The 15,858-nt window shown below is 69.0% G+C and carries 12 protein-coding genes; 1 reads left to right on the plus strand and 11 read right to left on the minus strand.

What is annotated here, in order from left to right; genetic code table 11:
* On the minus strand, positions 1-921 hold a 921-nt coding region (locus AB0D59_RS19445; protein ID WP_362566443.1), incomplete at its 3' end, for a hypothetical protein.
* A gap of 65 nt (positions 922-986) precedes the next feature.
* On the opposite strand from AB0D59_RS19445, the gene AB0D59_RS19450 reads away from it, so the two are divergent.
* Positions 987-1,358 (plus strand): NTP pyrophosphohydrolase, encoded by a 372-nt coding sequence (locus AB0D59_RS19450; protein ID WP_362566446.1) that lies wholly within the window; start codon positions 987-989, stop codon positions 1,356-1,358.
* 263 nt (positions 1,359-1,621) lie between these two features.
* On the opposite strand, the gene AB0D59_RS19455 is transcribed toward AB0D59_RS19450, so the two are convergent.
* From AB0D59_RS19455 to ngcE, 10 genes are all read right to left on the minus strand, one after another.
* Positions 1,622-3,070 (minus strand): glycosyltransferase family 39 protein, encoded by a 1,449-nt coding sequence (locus tag AB0D59_RS19455; RefSeq protein WP_362566449.1) that lies wholly within the window; start codon positions 3,068-3,070, stop codon positions 1,622-1,624.
* Positions 3,071-3,142: 72 nt separating this feature from the next.
* Positions 3,143-4,639 (minus strand): amino acid permease, encoded by a 1,497-nt coding sequence (locus AB0D59_RS19460; protein ID WP_362566452.1) that lies wholly within the window; start codon positions 4,637-4,639, stop codon positions 3,143-3,145.
* 248 nt (positions 4,640-4,887) lie between these two features.
* On the minus strand, positions 4,888-6,804 hold the full coding sequence (dxs, locus tag AB0D59_RS19465; RefSeq protein WP_362566455.1) for a 1-deoxy-D-xylulose-5-phosphate synthase: 1,917 nt from the start codon (positions 6,802-6,804) through the stop codon (positions 4,888-4,890).
* Positions 6,805-7,093: 289 nt separating this feature from the next.
* Positions 7,094-8,404 carry a sugar ABC transporter permease gene (locus tag AB0D59_RS19470; RefSeq protein ID WP_362566642.1) on the minus strand — a complete coding sequence of 437 codons (1,311 nt, stop codon included), beginning with the start codon at positions 8,402-8,404 and terminating at the stop codon, positions 7,094-7,096.
* 41 nt (positions 8,405-8,445) lie between these two features.
* A complete protein-coding gene (locus AB0D59_RS19475; protein WP_362566645.1) occupies positions 8,446-9,237 on the minus strand; it encodes an ATP-binding cassette domain-containing protein in 792 nt (263 codons plus the stop codon).
* 324 nt (positions 9,238-9,561) lie between these two features.
* Positions 9,562-10,656 carry a substrate-binding domain-containing protein gene (locus AB0D59_RS19480; RefSeq protein WP_362566458.1) on the minus strand — a complete coding sequence of 365 codons (1,095 nt, stop codon included), beginning with the start codon at positions 10,654-10,656 and terminating at the stop codon, positions 9,562-9,564.
* A gap of 133 nt (positions 10,657-10,789) precedes the next feature.
* A complete protein-coding gene (locus AB0D59_RS19485; protein WP_362566461.1) occupies positions 10,790-11,989 on the minus strand; it encodes an ROK family transcriptional regulator in 1,200 nt (399 codons plus the stop codon).
* A gap of 387 nt (positions 11,990-12,376) precedes the next feature.
* Positions 12,377-13,276: a carbohydrate ABC transporter permease gene (locus AB0D59_RS19490; protein ID WP_362566463.1), complete on the minus strand. Its 900-nt coding sequence runs from the start codon at positions 13,274-13,276 to the stop codon at positions 12,377-12,379.
* 4 nt (positions 13,277-13,280) lie between these two features.
* The gene (locus AB0D59_RS19495; protein ID WP_362566466.1) at positions 13,281-14,207 is read right to left on the minus strand and encodes a sugar ABC transporter permease; all 927 of its coding nucleotides are present in this window, start codon (positions 14,205-14,207) and stop codon (positions 13,281-13,283) included.
* A gap of 29 nt (positions 14,208-14,236) precedes the next feature.
* Positions 14,237-15,688, minus strand: coding sequence for an N-acetylglucosamine/diacetylchitobiose ABC transporter substrate-binding protein (gene ngcE / locus AB0D59_RS19500; RefSeq protein ID WP_362566469.1), 1,452 nt, complete (start codon positions 15,686-15,688; stop codon positions 14,237-14,239).
* Positions 15,689-15,858 lie beyond the last annotated feature (170 nt).

The raw sequence follows: 15,858 nt of genomic DNA on the forward strand, positions 1-15,858 counted from the left end.
GACCCGGTCGCCCTCGTCCGTGGTCAGGGCGACCGTCGCGTCGGCCGGGAGCTGCGGCCCCGACTCGGTCCACCAGGCACCGGCCCGCTCGTCCTGCGTGGGGTACGCGGCGAAGGCCACCCGGCCGCTCGCCGAGCGCTGGGCGAGCAGGGTGCAGTCGTACCCGTCGAGTTCGCAGCGGACCGCGGCGACCGGGCCGGGCCCGGCGGAGGGCAGCAGGGTGTACGGCTTGCCGCCGGGCCGCCAGGCGCAGAGGTCGCCGGCCTCGTCGCTGTAGTAGAGGGTCGTGCTCTCGGGGGAGGTGGCGAGGGCGGCGAGGGTGCCCGGACGGACCGGGGCCTCCAGCGCCTCCAGCAGCACGGGCGGCTTCCCCGCCTCCTCCTGCCGCCAGTACACGATCCCGCCCGGCACGGCCGCATACACCTCCACCCGCCCCGACTCACCGGTCACCGCCGCCAGCCCGTCCTCGACCAGCCGGCCCTTCAGGTCGCGCCACGGCTCCCAGCCGCCCTTCTCCTTCTGGGCGACCATGCTCACCCCGCGCCCCCGGTTGCGGACGAAGACATGGGCCCGGCCCCGCGCGTCCACCGCGACGGCCGGGGCGCCGGTGACCTCGCCCTTCTTGTTCGGGTGGCCGATCGACTGCCAGTCCAGGGCGGCCAGACGCGGACGGTAGTGGGTGGAGTGGACCAGCCCCGACTCGCCCTTCACCGTGGGCCGCCAGGCGACCAGGTGGGCGTATCCGTTGGCACCCCGGCCCACCGAGAAACCGGGGTGCAGCCGCTGGTCGCCGCCCATCTTCCGGGGAGTGCCCCAGGGACCGCCGGGGCCGCGTTCCGCCCGGCACAGCACGGCGTCACCCGACGGCAGATAGACACTGAGCCGGCCGTCACGGCCGCGGAGGAGCCAGTCGCCGTTCACCGCTTCACTCTAAGCGGGGCCGTTCGGGGCAGTGGCCCGGGCCCCGGGCGTGCGAGGCTGGGGGCATGGATGACGAAGCTCCCCTGCTGGTGATCGTCGACGGCGCGAACGTCGTCGGATCGCGGCCGGACGGCTGGTGGCGGGACCGCAAGGGGGCCGCCGAGCGGCTGCGCGACCGGCTGGCCGAGCGGGGCCTGCCCGGCCACCCGACCCCGGTGGAACTGGTGCTCGTCGTCGAGGGCGCGGCCCGCGGGGTGGAGTCGGTGCCCGGGGTACGGGTGGAGTCGGCGTCCGGCAGCGGCGACGACCGGATCGTCGAACTGACCGCCGACGACCCCGGCCGCCCCCGCCTCGTCGTCACCGCCGACCGCGAACTACGGCGCAGAGTCACGGAGTTGGGCGCCGAGGTCATCGGCCCGAGCGCACTGCTGCACTGAGCCGACCCCTCGCCGCGACCACGCCCGCCGCGCCACGGAGCCGGGCTCACCCACACCCGCCGCACCGCGGAACCGGATCGCCCGCAGCTGCCACCACGCCGAGTCGGGCCCAGCCACCTCCGCCGCGCCACGGAGCCGGGCTCACCCACACCCGCCGCACTGCGGAACCGGATCGCCCGCAGCTGCCACCACGCCGAGTCGGGCCCAGCCACCTCCGCCGCGCCACGGAGCCGGGGCCGCCCCGCGCCTGTCGTTCCCCGGTCCTACTCCCCCGGCACCCGTGCGTACAGCACCGCCCCGTCCACCTCGGCCACCTGTTCGTAGCCGGCCGTGAGCAGGCGGCGCAGGGTGGGGACCCGGTCGGGGCCGTAGGGCTTGCCCCGGGAGTCGTCGATCACCAGGGCCGGTGCCCGGTCCGCCAGTTCGGCGCGGAAGACCGGCCAGGTGCCCTCGACCGCGTACTTCTCGCCGACCTGCGGACCGTCGCGGCCACCGCTGAAGTTGGTGAGGAGGCCGGCCGTGAGATAGCGGGTGGCGGGGGTGCGGTCGGCGAGCCAGTACGTCTCCGGGTGTATCCCCCAGACCAGGACCCGGTCGCCGGGCTCGGTGCGGTGGGCGAGCGCGAGCGCGACCCGCTGGGCGTGCGCGAGTTCGGGGCGCGGGGCCAGGAGTCCCCAGGTCAGGAAGAGGACGCAGACACAGGCCGAGGTACGGATCGCGGCGGAGGTGCGCTCCCTGGGCAGGATCTGCAGCGCGGCCGTGGCCAGCAGGGCCAGCGGCGGGGTGAGTTGCAGGAAGTAGTGGCCGAAGAAGTGGAACCCGAGGGTGACGGCGGCCGCCGACGCGGCCAGCCACAGCCACAGGTCGACGGCGCCGGTACGGGCGATACGCAGGGCGCGGGCGACCGGCGGGAGCAGCCCGGCGCAGGCCGCGGCGAGGATCGCGGTGTTGGTCAACGCCCGTGCCAGGACGTGCAGTTCGGAGCCGGTGAAGGAGGCGTAGGCGCCGGAGCCGGTGACCGTCCAGAAGGCGAAGCCGGCCGGGTCGGTGAGCAGGGCCGCGCCCAGTACGGGCAGGGCGACGCCGGCCCCCAGTCGGAGCAGGCCGGCCCGCGGGCCGCCGTCCCGGTTGAGGAGATAGACCACCGGCAGCAGGACCGCGCCGCCGGTCTGCTTGGTGAGTAAGGCGCAGGCGACGGCGACTCCGGCGGCCCCCCAGCGGCGGCGGTCGGCGCACCACATCGCGGCGGCCGTGGCCGGCAGCATGAACACCTCGAAGGTGGCCGCCTGCGCGTCCTCGGGGTTGAGGCCCACGGAGACCAGCAGATACAACGCCCCGGCGGTACGCCCCGCACGGTCGCCCCACCGCCGTTGGGCGATCGACGCGAGCAGTACGGCGGTGGCCAGCTGCGCGAGCACGGCGAATACTCGGACCGGGGTGAGCGACCCTGACCCGAAGACCGCGAACACCCCCTCGTACAGCCAGGGCAGCAGCGGCGGCTTGCGGTCCACGACCGTCTCGTACAGCTGGCCGCCGCGCGCCAGTATGCGCGCCTGTACGGCGAGGAAGCCCTCGTCCGGGTTCCACACCGGCCGGCGGAAGGACGGCACCCGGGTGACGCAGGCCAGCACGGCGAGCAGCGGCAGCAGCCGCGGCCAGTACCCCTTCCGTACGACTACGGACCGTGCCGGGACGAGAGGGGCGACAAGCATGGGGAGCACGCTATCCGGCCCCGCAGTCCCACCTGGACGGGACATACGGGGCCGGAGTGGCGAGCCTGATGATTACGGAGCGTCGGCGGGGGTCCGCTGCTGTCCGGCGAGGCGGCTGTGCGAGCGGCCGTAGAGGAAGTAGACGACGAAGCCGATGACCATCCAGATGGCGAACCGCAGCCAGGTCTCGGCCGGCAGGTTGAGCATCAGCCACAGCGAGGCCAGCACCGAGACGATCGGCAGCGCCGGTACCCAGGGGGTGCGGAAGGACCGCTCCAGGTCGGGCCGGGTGTTGCGCAGGATGATCACGCTGATCGCGACGACGATGAAGGCGAAGAGGGTGCCGATGTTCACCAGCTCGGCGAGTTCGCTGAGGCTGGTGAAGCCGGCGACGATCGCGATGACGACGCCCAGCAGGATGGTCGGCCGGTAGGGGGTGCGGAACCTCGGGTGGGTGTGCGAGAAGAACCGGGGCAGCAGCCCGTCCCGGCTCATCGCGAAGAACACCCGGGACTGGCCGAGCAGCAGGATCATGCACACGGTGGTCAGGCCGACCGCCGCGCCGAAGCTGATCAGACCCGCGAACCAGGGGTGCCCGGTGGCCTTGAACGCGTCGGCCAGCGGGGCGTCCACGGACAGCTGGCTGTACTTCTGCATGCCGGTCACCACGACGGCCACGGCGACGTACAGCGTGGTGCAGATGATCAGGGAGCCGATGATGCCGCGCGGCACGTCCCGCTGGGGGTTGCGGGTCTCCTCGGCGGCGGTGGCGACGACGTCGAAGCCGATGAAGGCGAAGAAGACGACGGACGCTGCGGTGAAGATGCCCATCACCCCGAAGTTGGAGGGCGCCCAGCCGAACATCAGCTGGATCAGCGGAGCCTTGAGGTTGCCGCCCGCCGGCACCGGCTGCTCCTTCGGGATGAACGGGTCGTAGTTGCCGCTGTGGATGAAGAAGGCGCCCGCGATGATGACGACCAGCACGACGGCCACCTTGATGGCGACGACGACCGAGGTGACCCGGGCGGAGAGCTTCATGCCGACGACCAGGATCGCGGTGAGGACGAGGACCAGGGCGGCGGCGAGGATGTCGAAGCCGAAGCCGTGGGCGCCGTCCCGACCGCTGAGGTACGCGGGCAGCTGCCAGCCCGCGTTGTCGAGGAGCGAGTGGATGTACCCCGACCAGCCGACGGCGACCACCGCCGTACCGAGCGCCAGCTCCAGCACCAGGTCCCAGCCGATGATCCAGGCGGGGAACTCGCCGAGCGAGGCGTACGAGAAGGTGTACGCGGAGCCGGCCACCGGGAGGGTGGAGGCGAACTCGGCGTAGCAGAGCGCGGCGAGGCCGCAGACGACGCCGGCGACGACGAAGGAGAGCGCGACGGCGGGGCCGGCGGTGTTCTTCGCGGCCGTGCCGGTCAGGACGAAGATGCCGGTGCCGATGATGACACCCACGCCGAAGACCGTGAGGTCCAGCGCCGACAGCGACTTCTTGAGCGCGTGCTCCGGTTCCTCGGTGTCCTTGATGGACTGTTCGACGTTCTTGGTCCTGAAGAGCGTACTGGCCACGTGCCTACCTCCCACGTTTGTCGTCCTCGACATGATCGAGAGGGCCGGGGATGCGTATGCCCCGGCAAAGGCAGGTTCACGCAGACGGGTCGGTCTCGCCACCGGAGGGGTGAGCGAAACCGACCCATCGGGGGTTCGTGTTTCGTCGAGGGCTGACGGCCGGTGGGGGCTGGTCGCGCCCACGCGGCGGAGCCGCATATCGAATACAGCCCCGCGCCCCTGCAGGGGCGCGCCTCGGCCAGGACGTCTTAGTCCCTCGCGGGCTCCACCGAGTCGACTTCCGTCGTCGTGCCGTCCAGCTTCGCGACCAAACCGGTGACCTGGCGGGCGATGTCCGGGGCCGTCAGGCCGATCTCCGTCATGACCTCGGCCCTCGACGCGTGGTCGAGGAAGCGGGGCGGGATGCCGAAGTCGCGGAGGGGGACGTCGACGCCCGCGTCGCGCAGGGCCTGGGCGATCGCCGCGCCCACGCCGCCGACGCGGATGTTGTCCTCGACGGTGACGACCACCCGGTGCCGCTCGGCCAGCGGGGCCATCGCCTCGTCCACCGGCTTTACCCAGCGCGGGTCCACGACGGTGGTGGAGATGCCCTGCTTGTCGAGGAGGCCGGCGATCTCCAGGCACATCGGGGCGAGCGCGCCCACGGAGACCAGGAGCACGTCCGGGGTGTCGGTGCCGGGCTCGCGCAGCACGTCCATGCCGCCGATCTTGCCGACGGCGGCCACGGCGGGTCCGACCGCGCCCTTCGAGAAGCGGACGACCGTCGGCGCGTCGTCGACCTCGACGGCCTCGCGGAGCTGGGCGCGGACCTGGTCGGCGTCGCGCGGGGCGGCGAGCCGCAGACCGGGGACGACCTGGAGGATCGACATGTCCCACATGCCGTTGTGGGAGGCGCCGTCGGTGCCGGTGACGCCGGCCCGGTCCAGGACGAAGGTCACCCCGCACCTGTGCAGGGCCACGTCCATCAGCACCTGGTCGAAGGCGCGGTTGAGGAAGGTGGCGTACACGGCGAAGACCGGGTGCAGTCCGGCCGTGGCCAGGCCCGCCGCGGAGGTGGCACCGTGCTGCTCGGCGATGCCGACGTCGTAGATCCGCTCCGGGAAGGCGTCGGCGAACTTCTTCAGGCCGACCGGCTGGAGCATGGCCGCCGTGATCGCGACGATGTCCTCGCGCTCCTTGCCGAGCCTGACCATCTCGTCGCCGAAGACGGAGGTCCAGTCGGCGCCGGAGGCCTTGACCGGCAGGCCGGTGTCGGGGTGGATGGGGCCGATGCCGTGGAAGCGGTCGGCCTCGTCCTGGAGGGCGGGCTGGTAGCCGCGGCCCTTCTCGGTGAGGCAGTGCACGATCACCGGGCCGCCGAACCGCTTGGCCCGGGTGAGGGCGGACTCCAGGGCCTCCATGTCGTGGCCGTCGATCGGACCGACGTACTTCAGGCCCAGGTCCTCGAACATGCCCTGCGGGGCGATGAAGTCCTTCAGCCCCTTCTTGGCGCCGTGCAGGGTGTCGTAGAGCGGCCTGCCGACGACCGGCGTGCGCTCCAGCAGGTCCTTGCCCCGGGCCAGGAAACGCTCGTACCCGTCCGTCGTACGCAGGGTCGCCAGGTGGTTGGCGAGGCCGCCGATGGTCGGGGCGTACGACCGCTCGTTGTCGTTGACGACGATGACCAGCGGGCGGTCCTTGGCGTCGGCGATGTTGTTCAGCGCCTCCCAGGCCATGCCGCCGGTGAGGGCACCGTCACCGATCACGGCGACGACGTGGCTGTCGCGTTCGAGCAGCTGGTTGCCCTTGGCGATGCCGTCGGCCCAGCCGAGGACCGTGGAGGCGTGGCTGTTCTCGATGACGTCGTGCTCGGACTCGGCCTGCGAGGGGTAGCCGGACAGGCCGCCCTTCTGCTTCAGCCGGGAGAAGTCCTGCCGGCCGGTGAGCAGCTTGTGCACGTAGGACTGGTGGCCGGTGTCCCACAGCACCTTGTCCTTCGGCGAGTCGAAGACGCGGTGCAGGGCGATGGTGAGCTCGACCACGCCCAGGTTGGGACCGAGGTGGCCGCCGGTCTTGGAGACCGCCTCCACGAGGAAGCTCCGGATCTCCTCTGCCAGCTGGAGCAGCTCCTCGGGGCTGAGCCCGTCCAGATCGCGCGGTCCCCTGATACGGGTCAGCAGCGGCACCCGTGCCTCCTTGCAGTAGAGCTGATCGAGCTGTTGCCGGGCCTGTCGAGTCTAATGTTCCGCCCGGGCGGCCGACGCGCGGGCTGTGGGTCGTACGTCACGCGAACGGCCGTACCCACCGAGAGCTCTTCCTATGACACGACTGTGCCCGGCACTGTCCAGTGCCGGGCACAGTCGGAAACCTCAGGGGCGCGGGGCTGTATTCATGTGCGGCTGCCGCCGCGTGGGCGCGACCGGCCACAACGGACCTGCACCCGCACTACCTCGGCACCCCCGACGGCGATCGGCGTCAGCCGCGCCCCGCCGCCTTCTGGCTCTTGCGGGAGACCGAGTCGATGACGACCGCGCCCAGCAGAACACCGCCGGTGATCATGTACTGGATCGACGTGTTCATGTTCAGCAGGTCGAGGCCGGTCTGGATGGACTGGATGACCAGCATGCCCAGGAGGGCGGACCAGACGGTACCGCGCCCACCGAACAGCGACGTACCACCGATGACCGCGGCCGCGATCGCCAGCATCAGCGTGTTGCCGCCACCGGCGTTGAGCGTGGCGCTCGCCGTCTGACCGGCGAAGAACATACCGCCGATGGCCGCGAAACCACCGGAGATCGCGAACACGGTGATCCGGACCATCGGCACGCTGATACCCGCACGGCGGGCCGCCTCGATGCCGCCACCGACCGCGAAGACCTTACGGCCGTAGGTCGTACGACGGAGCACGAAGTCCACGACCACCAGGGACGCGAGGAAGATCACCAGTGCGTTGGAGACACCGGACGCGTTGTTCAGCACGGCCGCCGCGACGAAGGACGCGATCGCCAGCAGCGCTACGCGGACCAGGATCTCGCTGGTGGGCCGGAACGGCACACCGGCCGCGCGACGCCGGCGCTGCTCGTTGAACTGGCCCAGGGCCGACAGCACGACACCGAGACCGGCCAGCAGGTACGCACCGATGATGGCCTGGTCCATGAAGAAGGAGCTCTGGCCGAGGACGTGCACCGGACCGCTGTCGGCCGGGATGTTGATCGTGCCGCTGTCGCCCAGCAGCCACAGCATCAGACCGTTCCAGCCGAGGAAGCCGGCCAGGGTGACCACGAACGCGGGTACGCCGATCTTCGCGAAGAACCAGCCGTGCAGCGCGCCGATACCGATGCCGGTGATGATCGTGAGGATCAGGGCCAGCCACTGGTTCATTCCGTGGTTGACCACGAAGACGGCGAACACCGTGGACGCCAGACCGCTCACCGAACCGACGGACAGGTCGATCTCACCGAGCAGCAGCACGAACACCAGGCCGATGGCGAGCATGCCGGTGGCCGCGAGGAAGTAGCTGATGTTGGAGAGGTTGTCCGCGCTCAGGAACAGGCTGTTCTTCAGCTGGAAGATGGTCCAGATGATGATCAGGCCGATGACCACCGGCAGCGAGCCCAGCTCGCCGCCCTTCACCCGGCGCTTGAACTCGGTGAGGTAGCCCTTGAAGCCCTCTTCACGGACCAGCAGGCGCGGGTCGACGACCGTGACCGGCGCGGCCGTGGGGTCGTCGGCGGGAGCCACCGTGGTCGGGGTCTCGGCGGCCGCGGCCACCTCGACCTTGTCGATCTTGGGCGACTCGTCGCCCTGCACGGTCTTGGACGTCTCGCTCACTTTGCCGCCTCCGGGGTGCGACGCTCCGAACGACGGGTCACGGCGTTGTCCGTGGCACCCGTGATCGCCGCGATGATCTCTTCCTGGCTGGTGCTCTTCACGGGGAAGAAACCATTGTTCTTGCCCAGTCGCAGCACGGCGACGGTGTCCGCCACCGCCTTCACGTCGGCCATGTTGTGGCTGATGAGGATGACGGCGAGGTTGCGCTCGCGCAGCCGCTCGACCAGGTCGAGGACCTGTGCGGTCTGCTCGACGCCGAGGGCCGCGGTGGGCTCGTCGAGGATGACGACCTTGGGGTCGCCGATCAGGGCGCGGGCGATGGCCACGACCTGGCGCTGACCGCCGGAGAGGCTGGCGATCGGGATGCGCACACTCGGGATGCGGATGGAGAGCGTGCTCAGCAGCTCGCGGGCCTGCTTCTCCATCGTCACCTCGTCGATGACGCCGCGGTACAGCAGCTCACGGCCGAGGAAGAGGTTGCCGACCACGTCGAGGTTGTCGCACAGGGCGAGGTCCTGGTAGACGGTCGCGACGCCGAGTCCCTGGGCGTCGTGCGGCTTGTTGATGCTGACGGAGTTGCCTTCCCATTCGATGACGCCCTCATCGATGGGGTGGACACCCGCGATCGTCTTGACCAGGGTCGACTTTCCTGCGCCGTTGTCGCCCACCAGGGCGACCACTTCTCCGGCGTGGACCTCCAGATCGACATCGGTGAGGGCCTGGACCGCACCGAATCGCTTGGAGACTCCGCGCAACGCCAGCACGGGCGTAGCGGACACGTGAACCATCTCCTTCGCCGCCTGACCGGCGGGGATGCCGCGCTTGGTGGCCAAGCGCGGAGGGCCGTGCGGTACCTCAGGTTGGTCGGTGTACGCACGTGGTTTACAAGATGAACATGCGCGAATCCGCTGCGCTTGGCAACGGGTCCGTCCGACGCCCGCTCCGGCAGCGGGGTATGAAGGCCGGAGCGGGCGTCGGAGGGGTTTCGCGAGACCGCCGGACGGACGGGGCGCCTTGCGGAAGGGCCGGGCCCGTCGGGCGGCCGGGGCCCGGGTGTCGTACTGCGATCACCCGGGCGCTGACGGCCGGAGCCGGACGGCTCCAGGGCTGGACTACTGCAGGCCGGCGGCCTTGCAGGCCTTGGCGAAGTCGGCGGTGCAGATGTCCGCGACGGTGTACAGCTTGTCCTTGATCACGGTGTCCTTGATGTTGGCCTTGGTGACCGACACCGGGGTCAGCAGCTGGGAGGGCACCTTGTCGCCGGAGCCGCTGGTCTGCGTGGTGGTGGCGAGCGAGGAGATGCTCTTGTTCTCCAGCAGGTCCACCGCGATCGTGGCGGCGGCGTCGGCCTCCGGCTTGAACGCCTTGTAGACGGTGGAGGACTGGGTGCCGGCGACGATGCGCTGGATACCCGCGAGCTCCGCGTCCTGACCGGTCAGCGGGATGCCGCTGATGTTGGCACCCTTGAGGGTGGTGGCGATACCACCGGCCATGCCGTCGTTGGCGGAGTAGACGCCCGCGATGTTCTTGGCGCCGAGCTGCGTGATGGCCGCCTTGACCTTCTGCGCGGCGACGGTGTCCTTCCACAGGCCGGACTGCTCGTAGGCGATGTCGACCTTGCCGTCCAGGGCCTTGTGCGCGCCCTGCTTGAACTGGGCGGCGTTCGGGTCGGCGTCGTCACCGTTGATCATGACGACCTTGGACTTCTTGGTCGCCTTGGAGCCGAGAGCGTCGAGCAGGGCCTGGCCCTGGAGCTCGCCGACCTTGACGTTGTCGAAGGAGACGTAGGCGGAGACCGGGCCCTGGGCGAGGCGGTCGTACGCCACGACCTTGATGCCCTTGTCCACGGCCGCCTGGATGGAGGACTTGATGGCCGCAGAGTCCTGGGCCGAGATCACGATGACCTTGACGCCCTTGGTGATCATGCTGCTGACCTGCTGGGCCTGCTTGGCCGAGTCACCGGCGGCGTTCGCGTACTCGACCTTGCAGTCGGCACACAGCGAGCTGACCTGCGCCTCGAAGTACGGCTTGTCGAACTTCTCGTAGCGCGCGGTCACGCTGTCGGGAAGCAGCAGGCCGATGGTCTTGCTACCACCGGAGGAGCTGCTGCTCGACGAGTCGCTCTTCTTGTCGTCGCCGGCCTTGCCACAGGCGGCGAGCGACAGCGCCATGGAAACCGCGGCGGTGCCGATCACGACTCTACGCATCGTTGCGTTCATTGGGGGTGCCTCCCTGACAGGGCCGCAACGCTGCGGCCGAGGTGGCTGGAAGTCAACTCGGCCGTGACTGCGGCGTCAAGAAGTAAATACTTAACGAGATGGCAACGGCGCCATTCGTTCTCTAAGTGAAGGCAGGTGCAACGGCAGGCAACGTGCCGTCCAAAAGGGTCGAATCGCCCATCTCGCTGAGCGCGAGAGCGAGCGCGCCGAGCACCTCCGCACGGCCGCCGAGGGCCCCCGGAAGCACCGAGAGCTGCCGGGCGGCGCTGGGGATCGCATAGCGCCCCACGGACTCCCTGATCGGCGCCAGGACCAGCTCTCCGGCCTCGGCGAGGTCGCCGCCGAGGACCACCCGGCTCGGGTTCAGCAGGTTGCAGAGGTTGGCCACCCCGCTGCCGATGTGCCGGCCGACGTCGGCGATCACCCGTCGGCATCCGGGATCGCCGTCCCGGGCCAGCCGCACGACACCCTCCAGGGTCAGGTCGGTGCCGTGACTGGGCTGGAGCAGTGGCAGCACGTAGCGGGCCGCCGCGAAGGTCTCCAGGCAGCCGCGGTTGCCGCAACGGCAGACCGGGCCGGATTCATCAAGTGTAATATGTCCTATTTCGCCTGCTGTGCCGCCGGGGCCCCGGTAGATCTTCCCGTTGATCACCAGACCGGCGCCGACGCCGCTCGCGACCTTGATGTACGCGAGATCACGGACACCCTTGCCGCTGCCCCAGACCAGCTCGCCGAGAGCGCCGAGGTTGGCGTCGTTGTCCACGTGCACGGGGACGCCGAGGCGGAGTCTGAGTTCCTCGGCGGGTCTCGCGCCGATCCAGCCGGGCAGGATGGCGCTGGAGCCGAGGGTGCCGGACTCGACGTCGATCGGACCGGGGACGCCGACGCCCACGCCGGCGATCTTCGAGCGGTCCACGCCGGTCGCCGTGATCAGGCGGTTGACCAGCTCTTCCGCCCGATCGAAGCCCTGGCTGGACGACGCGTCCACGTCGAGCGGTTCGGATTCCTCGGCCAGCACCTGATGGGCGAGGTTCCCGATCGCGACGCGCAGGTGGGTGTGGCCGAAGTCGATCCCTATGACGATGCCGGCGTCACCGCTCAGACTCACGCTGCGGGCCCTGCGGCCGCCCGCCGACGTGGGCGTGACCTCGACGGTTCCGCCGTCCTTGAGCTCGCGCACGATGTTGGAGACCGTCGCCGCCGACAGGCCGGTCGTGCGCGCGATCTCCGCCTGCGTGAGCGATCCGGCCAGACGTACGGCCCGTACGACACGTTCCAGGTTGGCTCGGTGCAGCGACGACTGCGACCCCGGAGTCTCCATCGACCCATCCACTCCCGCCATCGGAGGCGGCCACGGCGCCGCCAACGTGACCCAAGTCACATCACTGGAACCGGGTCACTTACAAGTTATGAACTCCAAGCTCTGCTGAACGGGTTACCGCCGTCAAGTCCTTGACAGAAATCGTTGGCGGTTCGGGGGTCGCCTGACGGACACGCTTTCGACATGTCTAGTCCACTGGTGGGCAGGCGGGAGAGGGGGTGGTGCGTGGGTCCGAGGGAATCCGCGCGGGTGCTGCGTGGCTGGTCTCGCCCACGCGGCGGAGCCACACAGTGAACGCAGACCGCGCCCCTTCGGGGCGCGGTCGTGGGCACCGGATTCCCAGGGCCTGTCTGGCGCCCCTCTTTCGGGTCGCGAACGTTCGGGGGTTTACTTCAGAGCGCCCGCCGTCAGGCCCGCCACCACCTGGCGCTGGAAGATGATGTACGCCGCCAGGACCGGGAGCATGGCCATCACCAGGCCGGCGAACAGGCCCGACCAGTCACCCTTGTAGCCCTGACTGACCGCCAGCTGGACCAGGCCCTGGGTGAGGACGCGCTTGTCGGGGTCCGTGTTGAGGACCGTCGGGAGCATGTACTGGTTCCACTGGCCCAGGAAGTTGAAGATCCCCACGCTGATCAGGCCGGGCTTGGCCATCGGCAGCATGATCTGGAAGAACGTGCGGGTGTGGGAGGCACCGTCGACGAAGGCCGCTTCGGCCACCGAGGTGGGCAGGGTGCGGAAGAACGCCGTCAGGAAGAAGACCGTGAACGGCAGCGAGTACGCGATGTAGACCAGGATCAGGCCGTGGATGGTGTTCAGCAGGCCCATGTTGTTCACGACGTAGAACAGCGGGACCAGCGCGAGCATGATCGGGAAGCTCATGCCGCCGATGAACAGGAAGTAGATGAAGCGGTTGCCCGGGAAGTCGAAGCGGGCCAGGACGTAGGCCGCCATCGAGCCGAGCACCAGCGTGCCGATGAGCGAACCGCCCACCACCAGGATGGTGTTCAGGAAGTAGTCGCTCATGTTGGCCTGGGTCCAGGCCCGCGACCAGTTGTCGAAATGCAGCTTGTCCGGCAGCGCCCAGGGCGAACTGAAGATGGACCGGTCGTCCTTGAAGGACGTCATCACCGCCCACAGCAGGGGTGTGACCACCATGAACGCCCAGATGATCAGGACGCCGTGGGAGAAGACGTTGAGGACCCCGCCCTCGCGCTTGCGCCGGGGCGGCTTCGGCGCGGGAACGTCGATCTTGGTGACGGTGGTGTCGGTCTCGGTCGTCGTCATCGCTTCAGTACTCCAGCCGCTCGCGACGGCCCAGCCGCATCACGATCGCCGCGAAGGCGAGCGTGACGACCAGCAGGGCGACGCCGATGGTGGTGGCGTAGGCGGCCTGACCGTCCCGGAACGCCTTCTGGTACACGTACAGGACCATCACGGTCGTCGAGTAGTCGGGGCCGCCCGGTCCGGTCGTCATGATCTGTACGACTGCGAACGACTCGGCGCCGAGCGCGAGGATGCCCATGTACACCCAGCCGGACTGCACGGTGTCCCAGAGCAGCGGCAGGGTGAGGCGGAAGAAGGTGGTCGCACGGCCGGCGCCGTCGAGGAGGGCGGCCTCGTAGAGATCCGTGGGGATGGACGCCATGCCCGCCGAGAAGAGGACCACGAAGAAGCCGACCGAGGACCAGACCAGTACGGCCATCACGCACCACAGCGCCAGGCTCGGGTCGCCGAGCCAGAGCGGCTGGATATTGTCCAGACCAATTCCCCGAAGCAGTGAATTGATCGCGCCGCTGTCCGGGTTGTACGCGAAGGCGAACAGCAGCGAGACGATCGCGATCGACAGCACCTGCGGAAAGAAGTAGACGATCTTGTAGAAGGAGGAGCCCCGGACACCGGTGACGACCGGACCGCCCTTCCTTCTGCGACCGCCCACATTGATCATGAAGGCGAAGAACAGCGCCAGGCTGATCGTCACCAGCGGCAGCACGACCGCGAACATCAAGCTGTGCTGCAAGGACTTCCAGAAGATGTCGTCGTGGAGCATCCTCTTGTAATTGTCCAGGCCGACCATCTTGAATTCGGGGCTCAGGCCGGTCCAGTCCGTGAACGAGTAGTAGATGGACTGGATGAACGGCCATACCACGAAGAGCGCGTACAGTCCGAGGGGCAACGCCAAAAACCCCACAATGAACCGGTACTTGCCGTGCTGCATCGCCACTCCGGTGCGGTCAGGGTTTCGGGTTACTGGTGCTTGTAGTGCTTGATCGAGTCGTCCTTGGCGGCCTCGTCGGCAAAGCCCTGGATCTTCTTGATGGCCTCCGCCGGGGTGAGCCGGCCCGCCATCATCTCGCCGAGACCGGACACGCCGATCTTCTCCTTCTGGAGCTGCACATACCAGTCCTGGAGCCGCGGGTTGACCACGTTCGACCCGGCCAGCTTCAGGGCGGCGACACCGGAGGTGAGGCCCGGGGTGAGGGTGATGCCGTCGGTGCCGCCGTTGTACGCGGTCAGCGACTTCACCTTCGACGTGAAGTTCTTGGAGGACGCCTCACTGAGCATGATGCGCAGCTGCTCCATGCCGCCCTCGGCGTTCGCCGCCTTGGCCGGGACGATGAACGGCTCGCCGCCGGAGGCCCAGATGGTGCCGAACGGCATCTTGTCGTTCTTGTCGATGCCGGTGGGCGCGGAGACGGCGAGGTTGAAGTCGGAGGGGATGACGTTCGCCGACTCGTTCTCCACCCAGGAGCCGTTCGGGATGAACAGCGCCTTGCCCTGGGCCCAGGCGGTCTGCGACTGGATGTGGTCCAGGCCGGGGGTGCCCTTGAGGATGTAGCCCTTCTTGTAGAGCTCGTAGTAGGCCTCGAAACACGCCTTGACGGCCGGGTGCTTCCAGGCGTTCGGCTCCAGGTTGTCGATCGCGTTCAGGACCTCGACGCCGCCGACCTTGCCGATCATCGGGTACAGCGAGAAGGGGATGTAGTACGGGTACTTGCCCGCGTACGTCCAGCCGGCCATGCCCTTCTTCTTGGCCTTCTCGCAGACTGCGATCATCTGGTCCCAGGTCTGGGGGTACTCCGCGTCGAGCGAGTCCAGGGCCTTCTGCGAGTACCAGACGCCGTACACCGTGTAGGCGTAGTACATGATCCAGACCGGGTCGCCGTCGAACTGGCCCATCTCGACGATGCCGGGGCGCAGCGTGTCGCGGACCTTCTTGTTCGGGTCGTCGTACGACGGCGCGTCGAGCAGCGGGGTGAGATCGGCCAGCTGCTTCTTGCCGACCAGCACGCCCATGTCCATCTGCTCGGCGCCGGAGTTGTCGATGAGGTCCGGCGGGGTGCCCTGGTTGAAGCGGGGCTGCAGGGTGGACTGGATCTTCTGGGTGGCCGAGAACTTGACCTTGGCCTTCGGGAAGTCCTTCTGGTAGATCTTCACCGCGTCCTCGGCGTACTCCTTGCCGAAACCGCCGTCGAAGAGGACGAATTCCATCTTGGCGGTGTCGTTGACACCGAGCGGGTTCTTGGTCGTCTTCTTGCCGGCCTTGTCCTTGGACTGGCCGCCTCCGCCGCTGCTGGCGCAGGCGGAGAGAAAACCGACGGTGGGGACCGAAATCAGGCCGAGTGCGGCTGACCGCTTGATCAGATCGCGGCGGCCGACGCCTTCGGAACCATGACTGGCTGCGGATGTGGATCCCATGCTCAAGTCCTCGCCCTCTCCAGGACTCAGGCGGTGAACCGGATCCTTCCCGGCACCGCGGTCGGGTAGTGCTGGGCCGTGCAGGAAGTCACTCAGGAAACGCCGACAGGTATAGTCCACTTCACGCCAGCGGGGCAAGATCGAATGCAAGGTTGGCCATGGGTCTTTTC

The organism is Streptomyces sp. NPDC048417, from assembly GCF_040651615.1.
GTDB lineage: Bacteria > Actinomycetota > Actinomycetes > Streptomycetales > Streptomycetaceae > Streptomyces.

Excerpts from the sequence above, each read along its gene's own strand:
- AB0D59_RS19495 (WP_362566466.1), bottom strand. The coding sequence starts at position 14,207 with ATGCAGCACGGCAAGTACCGGTTCATTGTGGGGTTTTTGGCGTTGCCC.
- AB0D59_RS19455 (WP_362566449.1), bottom strand. The coding sequence starts at position 3,070 with ATGCTTGTCGCCCCTCTCGTCCCGGCACGGTCCGTAGTCGTACGGAAG.
- AB0D59_RS19475 (WP_362566645.1), bottom strand. The coding sequence starts at position 9,237 with ATGGTTCACGTGTCCGCTACGCCCGTGCTGGCGTTGCGCGGAGTCTCC.
- AB0D59_RS19480 (WP_362566458.1), bottom strand. The coding sequence starts at position 10,656 with ATGCGTAGAGTCGTGATCGGCACCGCCGCGGTTTCCATGGCGCTGTCG.
- AB0D59_RS19485 (WP_362566461.1), bottom strand. The coding sequence starts at position 11,989 with ATGGAGACTCCGGGGTCGCAGTCGTCGCTGCACCGAGCCAACCTGGAA.
- ngcE (WP_362566469.1), bottom strand. The coding sequence starts at position 15,688 with ATGGGATCCACATCCGCAGCCAGTCATGGTTCCGAAGGCGTCGGCCGC.
- AB0D59_RS19450 (WP_362566446.1), top strand. The coding sequence starts at position 987 with ATGGATGACGAAGCTCCCCTGCTGGTGATCGTCGACGGCGCGAACGTC.
- AB0D59_RS19490 (WP_362566463.1), bottom strand. The coding sequence starts at position 13,276 with ATGACGACGACCGAGACCGACACCACCGTCACCAAGATCGACGTTCCC.